Origin of the sequence: Aporhodopirellula aestuarii, from assembly GCF_023701485.1 — a bacterium.
GTDB classification, from domain to species: domain Bacteria; phylum Planctomycetota; class Planctomycetia; order Pirellulales; family Pirellulaceae; genus Rhodopirellula; species Rhodopirellula aestuarii.
Window position 1 is genome coordinate 93,845 of record NZ_JAMQBK010000036.1, and the last position, 16,786, is coordinate 110,630.

Here is a 16,786-nt window from a genome sequence, read left to right on the forward strand (position 1 = left end):
CAGATGTAGCGGAAGGGTGCAAGCCGTCCGGTAAGAAGAGCACTCAATCGCTGAATGTCCCCAACGGATTGGGAACTCAATACACGTTGACGATTTCCAGCCGGCTGAACTTGCGCTCTCCTTCCACGGTACGTGATTATCCTGTACCTGTGTTATCTTCAGAGCGGCTCGGTCCTCGAACGCCGTACCCAGTCCTTTGTCTAACCGAAACGACCGGGGTGTTTGAACCGGTCGTTTCGCGTCCGGCTGCACCCCATGTTTGACTGCTGACAAAGCACTCGTGGGTGGGCAGTCGTCCTGCTCGTTTGCTCGTTTTTCCGCCCGAAGGTTTTTTGCATGATGTCTGACCCAACTGATTCTCCCGGCGTGCATAGCGTTTGGACTCGATTGATCGTTGCTCCGGCAATCGCGTCGATCCTGATCAGCGTTTTCGCGACCGGGAAATCAAACCGGACCCACGCCGTGGTACCTGTCGCGACGGCTCCGTCTCCGATTTCGCACGACCAAATCACCACCGGAACCGATGGAAACGATGTTGCTGATGGCGAGACGGTTGAGGTCACGATGGCCGAGATGTTGGAGCTTGCTGAATACGCATTGTCGCAAACGATCGCCAACGTCGACGATTACACCACGCGAATGATTAAGCAAGAACAGGATCGAACCGGCGTGCTGCAACCGGCTTCGGAGGCGTTCATGAAAGTCGTCACGCGTCACCCTGGCGGTCGTACCGGTGCGCCGCTGAAGGTTTACATGCGGTTCGACTCACCCGACGACGTCCGTGGCCGCGAAGTGATTTGGATCGAGGATCAGAACGACGGAAAACTGTTGGTGCGTGAGGCCGGAACGATCGGCTCGATGATGACGGTGCCATTGCCGCCAGAAGGTTTTTTGGCGATGCGAGGGCAACGATATCCGATCACCGAAATCGGGATCACGCGTTTGCTCGAAAAACTGATCGTACGGGGTGGAGCTGATCGCGATGATCCGAGCGTGAAGGTGTTTAAGACCGAAGGGCATCCGTTCGATGGCCGTTCGCTGACGCATCTGCGGATCGAGCGGAGTAAACCGAGTGGTCGCGAAGGAGACTTTTCACTCGCCGAGTTGGTCCTCGATCGCGAACGCAACGTCGTGGTCAGTTTCCGCAGTTTTGATTGGCCGAATCCAAAGACCGGTGAGCGAACGTTGATCGAGTCGTATGAATACCACGACCTCAAGTTGAACGTGGGTTTGACCGATCGCGATTTCGATCCGGCCAACCCGGAGTACACCTTTGCCGAGAGCGCGGCGTCCCGCTGAGATCCGAAACCAGCCGCATGGGTAATGAGACAATCGAGTGCATGCGGCTGTTTACGGAACCGGACGCGAAAGATTATCGCTGCGGTTTGCTCATCAGCAATTTGTAGTGGCCGTGGCCGAGCAGATCGTCGAGTCGTTCTCGCAGTTGCGGCGAAATGTCGACTTTGAATTTGTCGGCTTTGAAGTGAACCGTTTCGCCTTCTTGTAATGCCATCGACAGGTGGAGTTCTTTGGAACCCGGGTAGCCGCGTACGATTTCGCGGACCTTCGACACGGTTGTCTCATCATGGTCGGCTTCGTCGAGTCGGATCCGCATTCCGTGTGTGAACTTGTTATCGAGTTCATCGAGTGGTGTAATCTCGTCAACGATCAGGTTGACTTCATCACCGCCACCTCGCCGGTCGACTTTGCCTTTGAGCAACACCACCGCATCGGGCTGGACGCGTTCGCCGCAAACGGCAAACCCGCGTGGCCACAAGATACAGCGGACGTTGCCCTGCATGTCTTCGAGATCGAAGTTCGCGTACTTGCTCGGTTGACCGGGTTTCGGGTTTTTGGTGTGGGCGATCTTGATGGAACTGAGCATGCCGCCCAAGATCACTTCTTCACGATCGCTGCACTGGGGTAACGAATCGGTTTGATGCGTGCGGAAGGTCGCCAGCTTGGGTTCGAATTCGGCGAGCGGGTGACTGTCGAGATAAAACCCGAGGACTTCTTTTTCGGCCAGTAGTTTTTCGCGATCAGGCCATTCTTCGATATCGGGCAATGGGACGCCTGCTGATGCCGCGTCTTCGGTTTCCTCTTCCTCATCTTCGAACGCACCGAACAAGCTGGCTTGGCCGTGTTTCTTGTCCGCCTGGACCGCGGCTCCGGCTTGCATGGCTCGTTCGATCACGGCGACGAGTTGACTGCGTTTTGCACCGAAGCAGTCCATCGCGCCGGCTTTGATCAGCGTTTCGATGGCGCTGCGGTTACAGTCGTGCGGATCGACACGTTCACAGAAGTCGAAGATGTCTCGGAACGGCCCGTTCTTTGTGCGTTCGGCTTCGATCGAAACTGCAGTCGTACCGCCACATGCTTTGATCGCCGACAAGGCGAATGGGATCTTTCCGTCTAGCACGGTGAAGTCGGCGCCCGACGTGTTGACGCTCGGCGGGAGCACTTCGATCTCCATCCGGTCGCAATCCTCCATGTGCTCGACGAGTGCGTCTTTGCGTTTGAAGTTACGTCCCGAGATGTCGCTCGACAGCAACGCCGCCATGAACTCCACCGGGTAGTGTGCCTTCAAATAGGCGGTCTGGTAGGCGACGAGTGCGTACGCGGTACTGTGCGATTTGTTAAAGCCGTACCCGGCAAACTTAACGATCAGGTTCCAAATGTCTTCGGCGTCTTTTTCGGCCAGCCCGTTTTTGACCGAACCGGCGATGAAGACGTCGTGGTTGGCGTCGATCAACGCCTGCTTCTTTTTCGAAATCGCTTTAATGCACGTGTACGCTTTGGCCAGCGGCACGTCACCGAGGCGGTTGAGAATCCGCATCACCTGCTCTTGGTAGACCATGATCGAGTTGGTCTCTTCCAGGATCTCCTTGAGCACCGGGTGTTTGTATTCGGGCTGTTGGCGGCCGTGTTTGATGTTGACGTAATCATCGACCATCCCGCCCTCGAGCGGACCGGGGCGATAGAGTGCCGCGGTGGCGATGATGTCGTTAAACCGGTCGGGTTTCATCCGCTGTAACAGGTCGCGAATCCCGCCCGATTCGAGCTGGAACACGCCTTTGGTTTCGCCGCGTTGCAGAAGCGCGTAACTGGGCTTGTCGTCGAGCGGGAACTTGAGCGGGTCGATTTTTTTACCCGTTGTTTGTTCGACGAGCTTCACCGTGCGGCTGAGGATGGTCAGGTTCCGCAGCCCGAGGAAGTCCATCTTCAACAGACCCGACGCTTCCACGTCCGTCATCGCCCACTGGGTGATGACGTCCTGTTTACCCGGCACTCGGCCGAGCGGCACGTATTCGGTTAATGGCTTGTCCGCGATCACAACGGCCGCCGCGTGTGTGCCGACGTTCCGGGCGAGTCCCTCAATCTTCATGGCGAGATCGAGCAGTTCACGGATCTCGGGGTCGCCGTCGTAAGCCATTTTCAAGTCGGCGCTCTTGTCGAGTGCTTTCTTGATCGTGATCTTGAGCTCGTCCGGCACCATCTCGGTGATCTGGTTGACGCGCGAGAGCGGGATGCCGAGAGCACGACCGGTGTCTTTGATCGCCGCTTTCGCCGCGAGAGTTCCGAACGTTCCGATCTGGCACACCATCTCGTGGCCATAACGTTCTTTCACGTAGTCGATGACTTCGATGCGTCGTTCTTTTTCGAAGTCGATATCGATATCTGGCGGCTCGGTGCGGCTCTCGTCAAGAAATCGTTCGAACAGGAGGTCGTATCGCAGTGGACAGACGTGCGACATGTAGAGGGCATAACACACGATCGCGCCCACACCACTTCCCCGGGCCGTGGCCGAGATGCCGATGTCGCGAGCATGGTTAACGAAATCCCAAACGATCAAGAAATACGTCGGGTATCCGAGTTTCTCGATGACGTCGAGTTCGCGATCGAGTCGAGCTTTGACTTCGTCGGAGAGTTCGCCGTTGATGATCCGTTCGTCATCGCCCTCGTAACGCTCCATCAGCCCTTTCTCGCACAGTTCACGGAGATACTGCAGCGGCGTCTTCTCGTCTGGGCAGGGGAAACTCGGGAAGAAGTATTTGTTGAATTCGATTTGGATGTCGACCGTGTTCGCGATCTCTTGACTGCGCGCGACCGCGTCGTCGAGTCCCGGGAACTTCTCGTACATCTGTTCGGGGCTGCGCAAGAAGAACTGATCGTTCTCCATCTTCATTCGCGTCTGGTCGGTGCGGAACCTGCCCGTGTTGATGCACAACATGATGTCTTGGGCTTCGGCGTCTTCGGGGTCGACGTAGTGACAATCGCTCGTCGCGACCAGTGGCAAACCCATCTGGTTCGCGATCGTGACCGCACCTTCGAGTTGTTGACGTTGAATCTCAACGTCGTTGTTCATGATCTCAATGAAGTAACGGTCTTTGAAAACGTTATGGAACCAACCTGCGATCTTCTTGGCTTCGCGTTCGTGTTCTTCGGTGGCGATGCCTTTGAGGATCGCGCGGCTGAACTCGCTGCTGACGCATCCCGAAAGACAGATGATGCCTTCGCTGTACTTCTCCAAAAGCTCTTTGTCGATCCGCGGCTTGAAATAGAAGCCTTCTAGCGATGCCGCCGAGGCGAGTTTGATCAGGTTGCTGAAACCTTTTCGGTTTTGGGCGAGCAACGTGAGGTGATAGCTGGCCGCCTTGCTGCTCGACGCACCGCCTTTGTCGAATCGGCTACCCGGTGCGATGTAGGCCTCGTAACCGATGATCGGATTGATGCTCGCGTCTTTGGCCTTGCGATAAAACTCGAGCGCCCCGTGGAGGTTGCCGTGGTCGGTCAACGCCAACGCGTTCATTCCATGATCGGAGGCGCGTTTGACCAATTTGCCGATGTCGCCGGCTCCGTCGAGCAGGCTGTAGTGGCTGTGACAGTGCAGGTGAACGAACGGACGGGTCGGTTTCAACGTTCCGTCGGCGGCCAAATCGTTTGCTGCGGCGGGAATGATTTCGCTCATCGCAGAGGTCCTTTGCTGAGAGATTTTGTGTCGTGCGTCACCGAATCGCCCAGCCTAACGGGTCGGCCGGTCTCTGTTCAGAGGCGATCTCGACGATTTTCAGCGGCACCGCGTGAAACCCAATGATCTCGATGATTCGTCGCTCTGAGAACGTGAATTTTGCGGATCGGACGCCAATGCCGCGGGGCTTACTCGTCCGGGTCTTTCGGCGGCGAGAACCTCGCTTGCTCTTTGTATGACCGAAAAATGAGCGCACAACCGGCGGCAATTAAGACGAACATGCCGAGCAAGTGAGTGAGTTTGGTATCGACGATAAAACGAATCCGGCTGAGAATTTCCACCGCAAGAATCGCCAGCCCGAGGTACGTCAGACCCCACGCCCACTTACGTCTGGCGTCAACAAACAACGCGAAGATGCCGATAAAGAACGGCACGAACAGGATGCCCATCGACGTCGTCTCGATCAGCCTGCCGCGACCTCCGCCACCTCCGATCGCGCCACTGAGCATGCCCGCGTGTCCGGTCGCAACACGAACCGAGTCGAAGAAGAAATAAACGCCGCCGATCAACAACGCCAGTCCAAAGAAAAATTGACTGACGCCGCCGTCGGTACCACCTGACCCCTTCACACGCACTCGCCTCCAGAAAAACACGACATCGTTATTGAGTTGTCATCATAGCCGCTGTCGGTGAGCCGCGTATCGTTCGCCATCGGTAGGGGCTGTTCACACCACAGCGTTCGCGTCGACCTCAGCACTTCGACCTTGAGCCCGTCGTTCTTGAGCCAAAGTGGGGATGCTCGATCAAAATGATGACGCCGAACACCTTCTCGTGGACGGATGACGAGCGTTAATCGATGCGTGATTCTTAAGGGTCGCACCCTAGAGGGGGCTAGGCGGCACTCGCCCCACTCGCCGCTGAGTACTGTTTTTTCCTTCGATTTGCTCGGAAACAGGCTGCATGCGGGCACATCGGGCCGGTTGTGCAAAAGATGCATGCTCGCTGGCAACATTGGGGTGAATTTCAGAGGGTCGGATTTCCGATAGCTACGTTAGAACTCGTACTACCCGGAGATGTCGTCGTGCCCGTTAAGAATGTTCGTAACCTGACACCCGTCTCCAGCCCACGTCGTCGAAGATTGGCGATGTGGCTCATGCTCGGTTGTGTGTCCACGACTACGATCGTGTCAAACGGAGTGTGCCTGGCTGACGAACTCGATTGGGACGGTGGGATGTCGGTCTCGGCGCCGACGGCGCCAGACAAAACGGGTTCGCCTGCGTTTAGCAGCCCGATGACCGATGCGATGGTTCCGGGAGCGGACGATGCCAAGGTGCCGACGTTTCGGCCGACCCAATCGGTCAACTCTGTATTGGGGCTGCGGCCAGGCCACGCCGATTGGAACAACGTTGGAACAAGTCCTGTCGGGACTTCGATTCAATTGTTGCCGTCGACACCACCGCCGGCGCCACCCAAGCAGTCCGCCGGTTCCGCAACGGATTCGCTTTCGCTGAACCCGCCGCAAGCGGAGAAACCTGCACCGCCTCAGCGATTGGCACCGAGTTGGGTGACGCGAGACAACGCCGAGTTGCGTGGGCTCCCGCAATCGTGGCAGCCGGCAGTACCGACGTTCCAAACGCGCGGTCCCGAACTCGTGCTCCGTCCCGTCGCACCCGAAGTCGACGCCACGACGGCACCCCAGCGTTCACTTGCGACGCCTCAGGTGTTGCTCCAGCCGCCACAGCAGCTCGCCACACAGGCTCCTTCACCTTCACAAGCTGACGCTGACGGACTGCCAAGCGAAGTGCCGAATCTGAATTCGGGATTGCCAGCGAACACGGTTGCCGATCGCCGTCTATTCCCTTCGTGGATGAACCCTCGCAGCCTGATGCCGGGCAAGAGTTCGCCGGAGCCCGCGACCACTGGGAACCATGCCTATGAGCATACTCAGCCTCGCGCATCGGTGCCTGGCGAAGGTTGGCAACCACGTGGTCAATCGATCCCCCGCCAATCGACTTTGCGTCAACCGACTTCTAGTCAGCCGATCTCACGTCAACCGCTGCGAGATCCGGTTCCGGTAACGGTCGCACCACCGACACGAAGCGCACCGGCGATGGTCGCACCGTTGGAACCGTTGCCGATGGAACCGAATCGGCTTGAGGTTTCACCACGAAATAGCATGCCCGTCGGCAGCGGCATCTCACCGCTGACTGACGAGAACGATAAACCGATCACGCTCTCTCCGGTGCAACGCATGCCATCTTTGGACACGCTGCCCGCTCTCGAGGCGTTGCCCGATGGTCCCGGATCGCTGAGTCTCACGCCACCGGCTGAATTACCCGATGAACGTGTCGTCGAGGAAGAAAAATCGACGTACGAAGCGACGACGAAACACCAGGATGTTTCGGAAAAAGTTGTAGCGGAAACAGAGGACTCGGAAATGAGTTTGGGCGCGCCTGCCCGCATTTCCGAACCGACGGTTGCCTCAAAGATGAACCCAACTTCGCGTCGTTCCTCGTCGGACAAGCCCGTGCAATCAAGCTCCGTCAACGCAAATGACGGCAATAATGAGGGCGACGTTGCCGGGCCACTCGAGATCGACAAATGGTACGGCGACGAACCGGACGATTTGCAAGACGATATACCCATGATCGAACTGCTCAAAGATCCCGACAGCGTGGCACGCTCGGCACCGGCGGCGAAACCTCCGGGCGAGCCAATCAAATCGCGACCTGAGCTTTCCGCAACGCGGATCAAACCGCTCGTCATCGATCCCCTTGAGTCGCAGCAAAGTCTTGAACCGCTCAAACCGGTCGAAGAAAAGACCGTCTTGCGAGATGTTCGTGAACTATATGACTCATCGCGTCGTGGCGCCTCCGAGCCGGTCGAGCGTATCGCGGAATCGCCGATTGATCGGATCGTAAACGTGGATGCGACCGGCCGTGAGAAGTCTCATTCGGGCCCGGGGGCCGTCGCGAATCTCGATCCGTCAATCGCCCGCTTGAGAAGTCCGATTCTGCAGACACTGCGAAGCTTCCATGCTCGCACGGAGAACGCTGATTCACGTAGCAACTGGGGCATGATGCACGCGATCATGGTTTACGGTGCGGACACGCGAATCATTGCCCGGCGCGGCAACTACAGCGCAATCGCCTGGATCGCGGGGAACAACGTCTGCCGCGGTAACCGTTTGATGACAACCGAACATGGCAAACTCAAAATTCGCGAAGGCACCGGTTTGCAGGGACACCAAGCCCAGTTTTTGGCCGTGTTATCACTTGCCGGAGTGCCTTCGAACTATCCGCTCCACGCGGACGGTAAAAAGTTCTCGGTCGGTGAACTGGTGCAAGTCGAAGCGGCCGCCTGCGAAGAAGGAAAGGAGCTCACCTTCACGCTGATCGGTTTGGCGCATTACCTCGATACCGATGCGACTTGGACGGGAGTCGGTGGTGAGCGTTGGGATTTTGATCGCTTGATCGCAGCAGAACTTAACGAACCGATCGTGGGGGCCGCTTGTGGTGGTACTCACCGTCTGATGGGCTTTGCCCATGCGTTGCGAAAACGACGTCTTGAAGGCGAGCCGATCAATGGTCAGTGGAAACGCGCCGAAGACTTCCTTAACGATTTCACTAAGTACACCTATTCGATGCAAAATCGAGACGGTTCGTTCAGCACGGATTGGTTCGAATCACGCGAGGACAACGGCGATCTAACGCGTAAGGTGCAAACGACCGGCCACATGCTCGAGTTCTTGTTGACCCACCTGCCTGACGAAGATTTGGTCGACCCGCATGTCGTCAACGCGGTTCGTTTCATCGTCGGGGCCATGGGGCGGGTACCACTCGATGATGCCGGAGTCGGATATCGCGGACACGCATTGCGGTCCCTCGCGATGTACCACCGCCGCGTATTCGGGATTGCTCCTGACTACCCGCAAGGCAACGTCGCCAGTGGGCGTCACCAGCAGCAACGTCGACGCTAATCCGCCGCGGTTTCTGTGCGGCTGTGACGGGACAAACTCCGAAACGGCTACACGTTACGTGACGCCTCAGCGACGGATTGACCGTGTGCTCGTCGCTGACGCGTTGGTTGGGAGCGATTCGAGCTAGCCGGATTTAACCGATCGTTTTCCGTAATTCCCGGTTTAGAGTTTGGGGACCGGACGTTTGGGGGCTCGATTGAGCATCCGACGTTCATCGTCTTTGGGAACGTTGTTATTATTGTTTCCGCCGGCACGAGCCGATCGTGGGGTGACATCGGTGAAGGTTTCTTTCCACGTCCATCCGATCGGAACATCGAGTTCGCGTTGGGCTAATAGAGCCCATGGGGTTCCTGGGTGCTCTTCAACGACACGGCTCAGAAACTCGCGGGCGGTATCGGCTTCGCGTTGCCATTTGCTGCCGACGCTGATCTCGTCACTCGGTTCGAGGATCCAGGTGTTGTTCTTTTTCTCTTTGAACGGCATGCCCTGTTTTGCTTGGGCCAAGACAGCGTTGTAGGTTTCCGTTCGCACTTTCTGCGCCAACACGCGACCGTAGGCGAGATCGAATCCGGCGAGCCATCGCGGGCTCTTCTCTTCGTCACGCGACGACAAACCTTGTTCCAAGGTGGCAGCCATTTGGATCAACGCCGGTTCGAGCGGAGCGGCGTCCTGTTGAGCTTTGGTCAGATCGCCCGCGAGTTGGGCTTCGCTCGTTTTGACGAATCGTAATCGAGGTCGTTGGATGCCCTGGACGTTTTGGATCGTGGCGGCTTGCACCAGCGCCATTCGCAACGGACTCCGTTTGACCGAACCGACGTAGTCTTCTTGGGACAGGTAATCGGGCCGGTACCGCAGCATCGCGTTGGGGTCAAAGAAGAACCGCATGTCTGAAGTGAACGCTTCGATCTCGCCGCGTCGAACTTCGCGAGACGTGTTGCGACTCGGGTGAACGGTGAAATAGATGCCGCCGGTTTCGTAGCACAGTCGCGTCAGGCCGTAGGGACCAAATCCGCTGTCGATGACCGGTTCTTCTTCAAAATTACCGGTGAAACTCAATTGAATCCGTTCGGGCAAGAACGTTTCAGGGCCTTGGTCGACTTGTGCCCACTGCGGCGATTGGTCGTACTTCGGGTCCGGGTCGACATATTTGACGAGCGTGTGTTCGCGGCCAAATGGTGCGGGCACGCCGATGACGTACACCGGGATACCGAGTTTGCGACAGGAGGAAATCGAAGTTTCGAGTCGACCGTAGTCGTCACCTTTTTCGTCGGTCACCACGACGAACAAGACGTTCCGTTTAGGGCCTCGTGGGCCGACGTTTCGGCGCAGCGGTTTGTACTCATTTGCCGCCGATTCGATGGCGGTGAAGACACGTTCGATGCCCGAGTTGTCGACCGGGATGTTGTCGACGATCTTTTTGATCTCGGATAAATCGGCGGTCGGTTTTTCGGTGTAGAGTTCGACCCGCTCGCCGAATCCGATGATCGAGGTCAGGATGCGTTGGTCTTCCGCTTTGACTTTGCTTTGGTCCGGCTTGCCGTGCAGGATTCCCAGTTCGTCATAGATGCGATCAAAACGGTCTCGGATATCCGCGCGTTGCCGGGTGAGCGACCCGCTCTGATCGAACAACCAGACGACGAGGGTTGGACGTTCTTCGGCGGCGAGCGTGATCTCGGCGGTGATCTGGTCGACCGCACCCTGGGCTCCAGCGACACCGACGCCCGTGCTGCCTTTCTGCGTCACCAGCCGTTTCTGAGGGGCGACGGGTTGGTTGAAGATCTTGTTGACCATGATTTGGCCGAGATCGGTCGGTTGCAGATCCACCGGGTTCGGGATGTCCGCGACTTCGGCGTAGACTTCCGCTGAGGCTTCCGCCATGTCCAGTTCCGCCAACGCATCAGCTCCGACCTCGGTCTGAGGCGTTTCACTGACGACAAATTCGTCGATCGATTCGAGGGTTTCTTCGTATTCGGGGGGTGACGAGATCATCACCACCGCGTCCTCATCAAACGGCTTTTGCAGGTGGACGAGGGCCAACGACAGGAAAATGATGATGTGAACCTGCATGCTGCCGATCATCGCGATCGTTTCGTCAGAGTCCCAGAGGGATTCCGCGACCTCTTCGCCGTTGCCCTCGACAGCGGCCCCTGTTCGGCGTGCCCACCAAGCCAGCGGACTCATGAGCAACGATCGCCAGCGTGGCACGTTGCGATCACCCTCGGCCGGGTTACTACCGGGAACTTCGAGCATCTTCGGTTCGTCAGCGAGATTAGAAGTCATACTCAATGGCAGAGAAGTGGGGGCGGTGCGAAAGCGACGCGACGGCTAAGATTCGCGGGCTGGTAATCGTTTCAGGCCACCGGCAAGTGCGCAAGACGTTCTCAGACGCCTCAATCGGACTCTAGTGGGGTTAACATGGAAACGTTTTCTGCGACGATTTGTACTCCCTCGATTATAGCTGAATCGGCCGAGGATCTGGAAAAACACGGAGAAAAAAGACTTGAACGGACGACTCATCGCGATCGGAGACATCCACGGTTACAACAAATCGTTGCAAACCCTATTGGGGGCGATCGAGCCGACTCCTGACGATGTGATCGTCACCTTGGGTGATTACGTCGATCGAGGTCCCGACTCCAAGGGTGTGATCGACACATTGATCCGGTGGGGACGCAAAACGCAGCTCGTCCCTCTCCTGGGCAATCATGAGGAGATGATGCTCAACGTGGTTCGGGGCGATGAACCGCACCACGCCTGGCTCCGATATGGCGGTATCGACACCCTCGAAAGCTATAATTTCGATGGTGATTTGAACTTTTTGCCACCCGAACATCTGCAGTTTTTCGATTCGCTGGGCGACTATTTCGTACATGGCGAATTCTTCTTTACCCACGCCGCATACGATCCGGGCTTGGAAATGGATCAGCAGCCCGCCGAATTGCTGCGTTGGCACTCACTCCGCGCTGGCATTCCCGACCCTCATTTCAGCGGACGCACCGCGGTGGTCGGCCACACCGCCAACCACGAAGCCGAAATCCTGGATATCGGGCATCTGATCTGTCTGGATACCAATTGCTATGGCGGCGGGTTGCTGACGGCGATGGAGTTGCCCTCGAAACACGTTTGGCAATCCACGCCAGAAGGCGTTTTAGTCCGCTGAGCGAACCAATCTCGGACGGCCGCCGTAGCCCCGATGCATTCTTTTTAGCTGAATAAGTCAGTCCTCTCCGAAAATCGTTTGGGTCTCATCCGCATGAAGACATTGATCGCTTGTCTCGTGGTCGCCGCTTTCGGCGTCGGCATTGGTTGGAAGGTTAATTACGAACGTTACGGTCAATACGAACCCGCATTCGGCCCCATCAGCTATCGCGGTGAAATCGATGCTTCCAACGCGATGGCGTCGCTGCAAAAACAATGGTCGGACAAATTCCCCAAAGTCGAATTGCCTGATGGAAATGTCCACGATTTCGGCGTCATGGCCCCCGAGGAAACCGGCGAACACGTCTTCGTGGTCAAAAACGTCGGTGAGGAAACGCTGAAACTCAAAGTAGGTGCCTCCACCTGCAAGTGCACCGTCGGTGAACTCGGCTCTGAGAACTTGGAACCGGGCGAACAAACCGAGGTCAAGATGAGCTGGACGGTCAAGACGAACGAGAGCACGTTCGGTCAGTCGGCTGAGTTGAGGACCAATGACCCCAGCCAAGTGGCGATCCGTTTCGAAATCCGAGGCCAAGTCGTCCGTCAGATTCAACTCGTTCCCGAGCAAGTCACGTTTGGTGAGGTCGCGGCGGGCGAAGACGTCGAATTCTCGGTCAAGGTTTACAATTACCTCGGTCAACCGATGCGGCCCGGCGAAGTCAAATTTAGCGACGAATCTGTTAACGAGTTCGCCGAGTTCGAGGTCACACCGTTCGAGCCGAGCGAGGACGATGGTGTTAACGAAGCCGCTGAGCAAGGTTTCCAGGTCACCGCGAAAATCAAACCGGGGCTCAAGCAGGGACCCGTGAACCAAAACATCGTGCTGCCGTTGTTCCCCGAAGCCGACGAAACGGACGAGCCAGGGAAAGGACGCTATGTCTACATTCCCGTGACCGGTCGGATCGTTGGCGTGCTGAGTATGCTGCCCAATTCACGCCTCAAGGGGATCTCCGGTGGGGGGTACATGTATGATTTTGGCACCGTCGACGATGAAGAATCGATGACCGCGAAAGCCTTCGTGGTGCTCAAGGGAGCCGAGCAATCGTCGACCAAACTGAGTATCGGGGAGATCGAACCGGCGGAGTATGTCGAAGCCACCCTCAATAAACCGGTCGGACAGGGCAAAATGACGCTCTACACTCTGCAGTTGAAACTCAAGCCGGGAGCCGAAAACGTCGACCGACTAGGGATGGGGAAAGGTGATTTCGGATACGTGATGATCGAATCGGATAATCCGAAGGTTCCTGCCCTCAAATTGCTACTGAAATTTGCGCTCTCTGCGCGTTAGACTGATGCCCACCGCATCGTTCTGACCGAGGAAACTCATGCCCGTCTCTCAATCATCGTTCGCCCCCACCGCCGCCGAGTCTCTCGCAGCACGGGGGGGGAGTAGCCGTTTGACGGATGCGGGCGCGAGCAACGCCTCACGAAAGGCCGAAGTGTCGTTAAATCGGAACGTATGCGGCCTACTCGCTGGGCTGGCGCTGGTTGTTTCGTTGGCGGGTTGCGATGTCCGTAAACACGCTTCAGGCGAGACGCTCCCGTTTGAGTCGGTCTCACGGCCGGAGATTTCGATCGCGACGCCGGGTGATTCGACGGTCCAACCGGTTTACCGAGAAAAAATCGTCCTGAATGAGGTGAATCCTAAGTTCGCCGAGTCGACGATCCGGGATGCCTACCGAGTCCTGGGCTCCGGTCCGCAACCGCTCACCGGACCTCCTCCGGCAACGACCCTGGTCGTTTCCCTTGAAGGGGAGGATGAAGAGGTGAGTGAGGGTGGTGCAGAATCCGACGCTCCCAGCAAGGATTCCGGGGCGACCGAAGAAGACGCGGTTGCCAAAACCGAGCCAAGTTCCACTGGGTTATTTGACGGTGAGTTTGATCCCGCGGAAATCGATGTCAGTCAAGACGAGGTTGTTGAGCCTTCCGCATCGGATTGGCGAAACGCCGAACTCGTCCCCACACCCCTGCCACGGAAAGAGATCGTTGCCGAGGTCGTGCCCACACCTCACGGCATCCCAGAAGATTCGCGGTTGTCGCGTAAATCCCCACTGATTGCCCGCTCCCGCGCTGACGTGACTTCGGTCGCTCCCGGTAGAGCCGAACCGATCCTCGCGTCGCCGGTTGCCGCATCGCCGACCGATCTGGCTGCCGGGACGGACTCTTCTGATGTTCCCCGAATCGCGGCGTCTCCGAAGGAGTCGGTGCGTCCCGACTCGGACGCGTTCCTGACCGAGGGCACGAACGACGATGGTTCTTATAGTTCGCCGGCGAACATGGAAGGTGGCACGCGAATGCTCGACCAAGCCGTTGCCGCGGCGGAATCGGCGGCGCTTCCGGCGACGGGAATGGGCGGACCAGTGGACTACACAAAATGGCCGGCGCCTGAGCTCGCCCTCTTCGTGACCGGACAACAACATGGCTACATCGAGCCGTGTGGTTGCACGGGACTCGAAAACCAAAAGGGCGGCGTGGCGCGGCGGATGACGTTCGCGACGCAGCTGCGTGACCAAGGTTGGGAGTTGCTGCCGATTGATGCCGGTAACTTGATCCGCCGCTTTGGCCGCCAAGCCGAAATCAAATTCCACCGCTCGCTCGAAGCACTCCGCAAGATGGGATACGTCGCCGTCGGATTTGGCCCCGACGATGTGCGCATCGGCGTTGGCGATTTGATCCAGGAAGCCGCTGCCGAAAAACCCGAAGACGCGATCTACGCATCGGCAAACGTCGTCTTGCTCGATCCTTCGTTGATGCCCGCTTATCGAGTGATCGAGCGACAAGCGATGAAAGTCGCCGTGACCAGCATCCTCGATCCGGATGCACTCGAATCAACGCTTAATGAAGAAATCACGCTGGGCGACCCGGTTGAGTCGGCCAAGGACGTGATCAAGCAGATCAAAGCCGAGTCGCCAAACTACACCGTGCTGACGTTCTACGGCACCGAGGAAGCAGCACAGAAGCTTGTGCGTGAGGTTCCTGGTTTTGACATGGTTGTCGTCGCCGGTGGCTATGGTGAGCCGACGTATCAACCTGAATCGATCGAAGGCTCGCAAACCAAGATGATCTTGACCGGTAACAAAGCCATGTATGTGGGTTTGATCGGGCTCTACAAAGACGACGAGATGCGCTACGCCCGCGTGCCATTGGATGATTCGTTTGGCGACGCACCGCAGATGCGTCAGTTGATGTCCGAGTATCAATTCCAACTCCGCGACCTCGGTCTTGAAAACCTCGGCCTCAAACCGATCCCGCATCCCAGCGGTGAAAAATTTGTCGGTTCGAAAACGTGTGGTGACTGCCACACCACGGCGTTTGACATTTGGGAAAACTCACCTCACTTCGGTGCCACCGAGAGCCTTGTTCATCCAGGTGAACGTGGAGATGTGCCACGTCACTTTGACCCCGAGTGCATCTCCTGCCACGTGACTGGTTGGAACGCGCAGAACTACTACCCGTACGTTTCGGGGTACTTGGAACTCGAAGCAGACTCGCACCTGCATGGCAACGGTTGTGAAAACTGCCACGGTCCGGGTGAATCACACGCGGCGGCTGAAAACGGTGAGATCGAGGTTACCGACGAACAGCGAGAACAGCTCCGCGCCGCGATGCAGTTGCCGTTGGAAAAAGCTCGCGAGAAGTGCATGGAATGTCACGACCTCGACAACAGCCCCGACTTCCACGAAGAAGGCGCTTTCGACGAGTACTGGGCCGAAGTCGAACACTACGGTGTCGACTAACCCTAGCCCGGATATTGCACGCGATTCGTAGGCCGTATCGCATCAACCATTGCCAAGCCGGAACTTCGGTCGCAAATCGATTGATTTTGAAAATCACAGACTGTATTTCGAGCAAATCAGGTTGATGCGGATACGGCAGGGTTTTTCGCGACCTCGGTCCGGCCTACGTAATATCCGGCCCAGCGCATTTTGCTGGGGTCGGTATCAATAACACCGCAGTCCGGAATCACTCTTTGGATCCGTCGCAGCATCGTTCGATGGGTTCGCGGGCTCATCTCTGTGGAATCGGTCGATCGGGCAAAAAAATTGGCCGTTTTGACGCCCAATATTTGGGTCCATTTTGATCGCCTGCCGCTCGCCGGGCACACCCTGAAAATCCGGGGATTTCGAGTGCGTCGGCCGGCCTCTTTTTGCGTCTTCGTGCACCTCCCATTCGCGAGCATGCTGGCAGCGCACGTCTCGTAAAATAGGAGGTTTGAGTGGACTTTTCTGAGTGGCAGCCCGCGCGAATCGTGGAACTTGATCGGGCGGTTTTGCGGGTCCGTTCGAAGGCGGCGAACGGCGGGGGGGCGAGCCGCTTGGACGTCGTGGCGGAGGGTTTTGCCGACGCGCCAAGCTGAAATTTCGACATTTTGTCGATTTTGGAGTTGCAAATTTGATTGCTTTGCGCATGCGTCCTGACTCTACTGAGAAGACGATACAGGACCCCCATCCTGGAGAAAGGACGCAAGCGGTCGGGGGATCCCGTAACGTCGCCTCATCTCCGGTAGCGTTTCCTAGTCCACCCAAACCGCCAAGGTAGTGCTGGGGAACTCGCCGCTGATCCTCATCACCTTTGATCCGCAGCCAGGCAATCTAGGAGTTCTTTCAGTGGTCTTTTTCAATCAGCACGTAAACGACACG

Annotated in this window: 8 protein-coding genes; 5 read left to right on the forward strand and 3 right to left on the reverse strand. The window is 57.3% G+C overall.

Going from position 1 to position 16,786, the window contains the following annotated elements:
• Window positions 1-336 precede the first annotated feature (336 nt).
• The gene (locus NB063_RS13880) at window positions 337-1,299 is read left to right on the forward strand and encodes a DUF1571 domain-containing protein (RefSeq protein WP_250929332.1); all 963 of its coding nucleotides are present in this window, start codon (window positions 337-339) and stop codon (window positions 1,297-1,299) included.
• A gap of 73 nt (window positions 1,300-1,372) precedes the next feature.
• Here the strand turns inward: NB063_RS13880 and dnaE are convergent, their stop codons facing one another.
• Together dnaE and NB063_RS13890 are read right to left on the reverse strand one after the other, a co-directional pair.
• Window positions 1,373-4,969: a DNA polymerase III subunit alpha gene (gene dnaE / locus NB063_RS13885; RefSeq protein WP_250929333.1), complete on the reverse strand. Its 3,597-nt coding sequence runs from the start codon at window positions 4,967-4,969 to the stop codon at window positions 1,373-1,375.
• 188 nt (window positions 4,970-5,157) lie between these two features.
• Window positions 5,158-5,622 carry a hypothetical protein gene (locus NB063_RS13890; protein ID WP_250929334.1) on the reverse strand — a complete coding sequence of 155 codons (465 nt, stop codon included), beginning with the start codon at window positions 5,620-5,622 and terminating at the stop codon, window positions 5,158-5,160.
• A 428-nt stretch (window positions 5,623-6,050) separates the two neighbouring features.
• Here NB063_RS13890 and NB063_RS13895 point away from each other — a divergent pair, with 428 nt between their 5' ends.
• Window positions 6,051-8,948 (forward strand): ADP-ribosylation factor-directed GTPase activating protein isoform b, encoded by a 2,898-nt coding sequence (locus tag NB063_RS13895; protein WP_250929335.1) that lies wholly within the window; start codon window positions 6,051-6,053, stop codon window positions 8,946-8,948.
• Between the two features lie 162 nt (window positions 8,949-9,110).
• Here the strand turns inward: NB063_RS13895 and NB063_RS13900 are convergent, their stop codons facing one another.
• On the reverse strand, window positions 9,111-11,228 hold the full coding sequence (locus NB063_RS13900; RefSeq protein WP_250929336.1) for a vWA domain-containing protein: 2,118 nt from the start codon (window positions 11,226-11,228) through the stop codon (window positions 9,111-9,113).
• 220 nt (window positions 11,229-11,448) lie between these two features.
• Between NB063_RS13900 and NB063_RS13905 the strand changes: the two genes are divergently transcribed.
• From NB063_RS13905 to NB063_RS13915, 3 genes are all read left to right on the forward strand, one after another.
• Window positions 11,449-12,108 (forward strand): metallophosphoesterase family protein, encoded by a 660-nt coding sequence (locus NB063_RS13905; protein ID WP_250929337.1) that lies wholly within the window; start codon window positions 11,449-11,451, stop codon window positions 12,106-12,108.
• A 93-nt stretch (window positions 12,109-12,201) separates the two neighbouring features.
• On the forward strand, window positions 12,202-13,434 hold the full coding sequence (locus NB063_RS13910; protein ID WP_250929338.1) for a DUF1573 domain-containing protein: 1,233 nt from the start codon (window positions 12,202-12,204) through the stop codon (window positions 13,432-13,434).
• Between the two features lie 37 nt (window positions 13,435-13,471).
• Complete coding sequence (locus NB063_RS13915; RefSeq protein ID WP_250929339.1) at window positions 13,472-15,883, forward strand: multiheme c-type cytochrome; 2,412 nt, start codon at window positions 13,472-13,474, stop codon at window positions 15,881-15,883.
• Window positions 15,884-16,786: the final 903 nt, after the last annotated feature.

Bases quoted from the DNA above. Each gene is read 5' to 3' on its own strand.
- NB063_RS13880 (WP_250929332.1), top strand. From the start codon at position 337: ATGATGTCTGACCCAACTGATTCTCCCGGCGTGCATAGCGTTTGGACT.
- dnaE (WP_250929333.1), bottom strand. From the start codon at position 4,969: ATGAGCGAAATCATTCCCGCCGCAGCAAACGATTTGGCCGCCGACGGA.
- NB063_RS13900 (WP_250929336.1), bottom strand. From the start codon at position 11,228: ATGACTTCTAATCTCGCTGACGAACCGAAGATGCTCGAAGTTCCCGGT.
- NB063_RS13910 (WP_250929338.1), top strand. From the start codon at position 12,202: ATGAAGACATTGATCGCTTGTCTCGTGGTCGCCGCTTTCGGCGTCGGC.
- NB063_RS13915 (WP_250929339.1), top strand. From the start codon at position 13,472: ATGCCCGTCTCTCAATCATCGTTCGCCCCCACCGCCGCCGAGTCTCTC.